General features: G+C 32.5%; 4 protein-coding genes. 3 read left to right on the top strand and 1 reads right to left on the bottom strand.

Going from position 1 to position 6236, the window contains the following annotated elements; translation table 11 throughout:
* Positions 1 to 2027: right-handed parallel beta-helix repeat-containing protein (locus ACKI3Q_RS02145; RefSeq protein WP_407413828.1), on the bottom strand; the 2027-nt coding region annotated here is incomplete at its 3' end.
* Between the two features lie 239 nt (positions 2028 to 2266).
* Between ACKI3Q_RS02145 and ACKI3Q_RS02150 the strand changes: the two genes are divergently transcribed.
* From ACKI3Q_RS02150 to ACKI3Q_RS02160, 3 genes are all read left to right on the top strand, one after another.
* Positions 2267 to 3469 (top strand): ATP-binding protein, encoded by a 1203-nt coding sequence (locus ACKI3Q_RS02150; protein ID WP_407413830.1) that lies wholly within the window; start codon positions 2267 to 2269, stop codon positions 3467 to 3469.
* 167 nt (positions 3470 to 3636) lie between these two features.
* Positions 3637 to 4623: a site-specific tyrosine recombinase/integron integrase gene (xerA, locus tag ACKI3Q_RS02155; protein WP_407413832.1), complete on the top strand. Its 987-nt coding sequence runs from the start codon at positions 3637 to 3639 to the stop codon at positions 4621 to 4623.
* A gap of 440 nt (positions 4624 to 5063) precedes the next feature.
* On the top strand, positions 5064 to 6236 hold a 1173-nt coding region (locus ACKI3Q_RS02160), incomplete at its 3' end, for a right-handed parallel beta-helix repeat-containing protein (RefSeq protein ID WP_407413834.1).

Raw genomic sequence — 6236 nt, forward strand, 5'->3', positions numbered from 1 at the left:
TAGGTTACTTCAACATCCTCAGCTTTAACAGTAGAGTTTGCAGGTTTAACAGTAATCTTGGATGTGTAGTTAGCAGCAGTGTAATTGCCGTTAACCATAGTGGTTAAATTGACTGTGTAATCACCGACAGCTAAATCAAGACCAGTGATGTTTTCACCAACATTAACGGTTCCTTCTTTAACAACACCATCTTTACCAATAACCTTGTAAGATATGCCTGTTGCATTCTCAGAAGTTACAACAACTTCAATAGTATCTCCATAGGTAACTTCAACATCTTCAGCACTAACAGAAGAGTTAGCAGGAATAACAGTGATATTTGTTGAATTGACTATGCTGTCTGTTTCATTTTCATGATACCAGACTGTGACCTCATTGGTTATGTTGCCCATGACAAGGCCGTTGGCTCTAGCAGTAATCAATAAAATTACACTATTTCCGCTGGCTATTCTGGTAATACTCCATTGAGCAATATCCCTTTCGACACCACCATCTTCAATAATATCACTTGAAGAAAATTCAAAGAACGTTACAGACTCTTCGTCACCGATTAGAATAAACAAATCAGGTGAATCGAAAACCTCATATTGGCCTTCAGAATTTATAACACCTGCTTCGATGAAAGTCAAACCTTCCGGCAACCAATCTGAAACCTCAACACTAGTAGCGTCGGTAGATCCGTGATTGGTTACATTGATTGTAAACTGGACTGTTGAGTTATAGACAACTTCAGTTGTATCAGCTGATTTTACAACAGACAATCTGACATCATTTATGGTTACAGTTCCATTGTTGACAGTTACATTATCCAATCCGGTATATGATGCATTTACTTCATATACCCCGTAATCATCAAATGTATGTACTGCCCACCATGTTCCGTTACCACCATAATTGGCACTAATTTCCTCACTGTTTGGGAGGATAAATAGTAATTTACCTGGCATAACCTCACTGTAAATATTGGATTTTGCAGTAATGTTAACAGTCTTATTAGTTGTTGTCTGAGAGGTGACATTCACATTGAATTTAGTGTTGTTTGAGATTGTTGTTTCAGCTTCAGTGTAGTATGAATCTTTATCATGGCGAGCGCCGATGTAATAATTTTCACTTTCAATTTTTATCGGTAGAACAATCATACCATTCTCATCTGTGACTTTAACTTCATTTAAAACCAGAATGCCATTAACAACAATGCCTACAGTGATGTTTTGACCGGATTCATTCTTGGATCTTGAAGGTTTGATTTCGGAACTACCTGTGTTGTTGATTCCCTTTGCTCCCCAATATGTCACATTGATAAAGGTAACTTCAGCATCATTTCTAGAATATATTGCATTTAAAAGGTTATTATGACCTTTGAAGATAATTGTAATGTTATTTTCATTTTTGGTTACTTGTAACTCTTCTGCATTTGCTCTATTGTTTAAGAAACGAGAATTAAAAACAGTTTTAGTGGATGATGTACTGTAGAAGTAAATTGCAGAACCCCTAGTTGCATTATTGCCAGTAAAATTACAATTTATCACATTTCCAGATCCCATACCGATAGCACCGGCATAATGTGCTGTGTTGTTAATAAAATTACAATTTTCAACACTACCTGAAGACATCCAGATAGCACCACCACTTCCAGAAGTTGCTTTGTTATCAGTAAAATTACAATTTGTTACAGTACCGGTACCCTCAAAGTCAATAGCACCACCATCACCAGAAGCTTTGTTGTTAGTAAAATTACAATTTCTTACTTCATGAGTAGTGCCTGAAAAACTGAAATAGATAGCGCCACCATAGTAGGTTGCATTGTTACCAATAAAATTACAATTTGTTACAGTACCATCCCAGTAGAAGTAAACTGCACCACCATATCCATTGGTTGCGGTGTTGTTAGTAAAATTACAATTTGTCACATCACCATCACCATCCTCATAGAAGAAAACTGCACCACCATGAGTTGCATTGTTGCCAGTAAAATTACAATTATATTTAATAATAAGAGCTGCAGTTATTAATTTAAAATTTGTCATTTTTTTTAGTTGTAATTTTCATGTAGTTTCGATTTTTAAATATTTCTTTAAATCAAATTTTTGTTTGTTATTTAAATATATGGTTCGTTATATGTTATTTTACTATTATTCGTATTGTTTAATTGATTTAAATCTATTTTTGTCATTTATTATTTAAATAGGTTTTTAATTTATTGTTTTTATTCATAGGTTTTTTCATGCCATGATTTTTTGGCATGAAAACTTATGGAGGATTTAAATTGTTTGATAGAATAATTGATGTCTTGATAGATATTAAATTAAAAACAAACTGTTTTGTATTAATTTCAGGACCACCGAGTTGTGGAAAGTCTAGTATTGCCATAAAGCATGCTAATTCAATTGTGAATGTAGATAAGAATCTTGCGTCCAATATATTATTGGCAGAATTTGATGTGGGAAGACTTTTAGCTGGGAAAAAACCACTTCTTGTTGAGAATTATGATTTGCTGGAAGGGCTGCTGTGTGAAATCAAAACACAATGCAATAAATCCAAGGATGAGGGATTATTCATTTTAACCACTCGTCAAATTGTAGATGATTCTATTAAGATGTTTCCATTATCATTATATGAATCTGAAGAGTCTAACGGATTGATTTCACTATTGGCCTTGTATGAAAATCCGGATATGAACATTTCTGATTTCTCATCAAATTTGGGGATTAAAGATTTGATTGATGCTTGTTGCAGGGGAGGATTTCCCAAAGCATTTGTCAATGAAAACTTCATGAAAAGATATATTGAGAATCTAATTAATCTTCATGACGATTTAAAGGACATAAAAAAACTTAAAAGCATTTTAAAAGTGTATTCCAGAAATATTTCGACCAATATATCTAATGTTGAAATATTAAATCAGGTACAACGAGATTTTCCAACAATGTCCAAATCAACATTCTACAGATATCTCAACGCTTTAAAGGACTTATGGATAGTTTTTGAAATTGAATCCTGGAATGTTAATCTAAGAGCCAGAAGTGCCATTAAAAAAACATCAAAAAAGGAATTCATAGATCCATCCATTTCACCGTTTATCTTAAACTTAAACAGTGAAATGTTGATTTATGATTTGGAAACTTTTCAAAAATTTTTTGAAAATCTGTGCATTCGTGACCTGATGGTCTACACATCTTTTAGGAATGGAAAAATCTATTATTATGAAGATAGGTATGGTTTGTCCATTGATTGTATTTTGCAGTTAGATAATGAAGATTATGCATTAATTCAATTTGAATTATCAAGATTGACATTTGATGAAGCAGCAGGAAAGCTCTTAAAAATGGATAAGTTGATTGAAAGGAAAATTGGTGATGGGGAAATCAATATCAAAAGGCCAAAATTTTTAGCCATTATCACTTCCATTGGATTTTCATATGTTCGCAGTGATGGTGTTAAAGTTATTCCGATTTGCATATTGAGATGAAAAATTCCGTAAAATCATACTATTGAAAATAGTACTGATTTGAGTTTTATAGTGAAACTCTTTTGATATTCTTTGAATTTTGATTTAAATGAATTAATATTGTATATATAGAAAAATATTTATTATATGATGTCTATTCATTTAAATAAGGGAGGTTTTTGATAATCATGAAATCGATATTTGCAATGGATATTTTAAATAAGATGGATCCGTTCTTGAATCAGGGCCAGTATCTGCAATTGACTACTGTTTTATTGGATGCATTGAATGAGGTTGAAATTACAGATAGAACAAAAGATTTAACTGATTTGGATAATTTCAAGTTATTGGAAATGTTTTTATCTGCCAAAGAAATTGAAGGTCGTTCAGATAACACAATTCGTTTTTATCGTCTAACAATCAATAGGTTATTGAAAAGTACTGATAAAAGGGTTGATCAAATCACTACTGAGGATTTAAGGCAGTATCTTACTAATCATCAGTGTGAAAACAATTCTTCAAAAACAACGATTGATAATATCCGAAGAATTTTTTCAAGCTTCTTTTCATGGCTGGAAGATGAGGACTACATTCTGAAAAATCCAGTGAAAAGGATACACAGGGTTAAAAAAGGAAAAGTCGTTAAAGAGATATTAACAGATGAAAATCTTGAAGTTTTAAGGGACAATTGTGAATCGATTAGGGATTTGGCGATTGTTGAACTGTTGATTTCTACAGGCATTCGTGTTGGGGAGTTGGTGAATCTTAATATTTCTGATTTGAATTTTAATGAAAGGGAATGTGTTGTTTTTGGAAAAGGCGAATCTGAAAGGGTCGTTTATTTTGATGCAAGGACAAAAATACACCTGATTGAATATTTAAATCAGAGAACTGATGAAAACCCAGCATTATTTGTCTCGTTTAGAAAGCCGTATAAAAGATTAGGAATAAATGGTGTAGAATCAAGACTTAAGAATATCGGTTTTAAATCCAATATATCTAATGTGCATCCGCATAAGTTCAGAAGAACGCTGGCGACTAATGCCATTGATAAAGGGATGCCTATTGAGCAAGTGCAGAAGTTATTGGGCCATACAAAGATTGATACGACAATGCATTACGCAATGGTCAATCAGAATAATGTTAAGATTGCTCATAAAAAGTTTATTGGATAATATATGGTCTTTTGTTTAAAAAAAACTTTTTTTTAAAATGAATTTAGGCTAAATCCTAAATTCTTTTATCTTTTTTCTAAACAAATAATTTGTTTTAAAGAGTTTAATAATGTTTATTTAATTGTTTAATTTTGTTTAAATATGGCATGAGAACCTTTAATTCATCGTGAGAGAATATTATTGTAAATAAAGAAGAGTTTTTTAATTAATTAAATGTTTTTTCATCTAATTTGAGGATGTTTCAATTAAATATATTAACAGATCATGTCATATCTAAATATGTAGTAAGGATTTGAACACGTAGTGCACAAAGAATTCTTATTACATGACATGTTATGTAATTGACAAAAATATTTTTTTTGATCAAAAAAAGCGAGTTGAATTTAAAAATGGATAAGTTGAAAACAAGGATCTTGTTGATTTCAGTATTATTGTTATTGATGTTCTCTGTTCAGTCAGTAGCAGCGGTAAGTGATAATGATGGAAATCTAACAAGTGAAAGCATTGATTTATCTATATGTGATAACACAGGCGATGTAAGCTCAGATGAACCGTCAAACAATCAGGCTGATGTTTTAAGCGCATCAAATGAGTTGGATGTATTGGGTGCTGATGAGGCCAGCTATTCTACATTATCTGATGAGATTTCTCGTGGTGGAAATGTTGAATTGCTGCATGATTATTACAGATGTTATGGTGGTGAGTCCACTATTAGTATCTCAGGAGATAATAGGATTATTGATGGTAGAGGTGCGATTATTGATATGATGGGGTCAACTATTCGTGCATTTAATGTAGTTGGTTCTGGCGTAACAATTAAAAACCTAACCATTAAAAATGCTAACAGTAATGGTAATGGGGGAGCTATTTACTTCAGTAATTCTGGTTATGTTGAAAATTGTAATTTTACTGATAACAAAGCAACTTCTGAAAGTGGTGGTGCTATCTGGATGTCTTCAGGTAGTGTTGAAAATTGTAATTTTATTAACAACACTGCAACCAATGGAAATGGTGGTGCTATCTATTTCAGTTCTTCAGGTACTACTCATGAAGTAAAAAATTGTAATTTTATTGGTAACAATGCAACATATTACGGTGGTGCAATCTATTTCAGTTCTTCAGCTAATACTCAAGAAGTAAGAAATTGTAATTTTACTAACAACTCTGCTCGTTATGGAGGAGCAATTGAGTTTGATGGAACAGGTAATGTAACAAATTGTAATTTTACTGATAACAAAGCAACTTCTGAAAGTGGTGGTGCTATCTGGATGTCTTCAGGTAGTGTTGAAAATTGTAATTTTACTAACAACACTGCAACCAATGGGGATGGTGGTGCTATCAACATGGGTTCTGGTAGTGTAACAAATTGTAATTTTACTGGTAACAAAGCAACTGGCTCTGATAGTTGGGGTGGTGCAATTTTCATGTATTCTGGTAGTGTTGAAAATTGTAATTTTACTAACAACACCGCTAATTATGGAGGTGCAGTTCACATCGATTGGGGTGGTAATATAATAAATTGTAATTTTACTGGTAACAAAGCAACTGGCTCTGATAGTTGGGGTGGTGCAATTTTCATGTATTCTGGTAGTGTTGAAAATTGTAATTTTACT

Origin of the sequence: Methanobrevibacter sp. (assembly GCF_045636185.1) — an archaeon.
Lineage (GTDB): Archaea > Methanobacteriota > Methanobacteria > Methanobacteriales > Methanobacteriaceae > Methanocatella.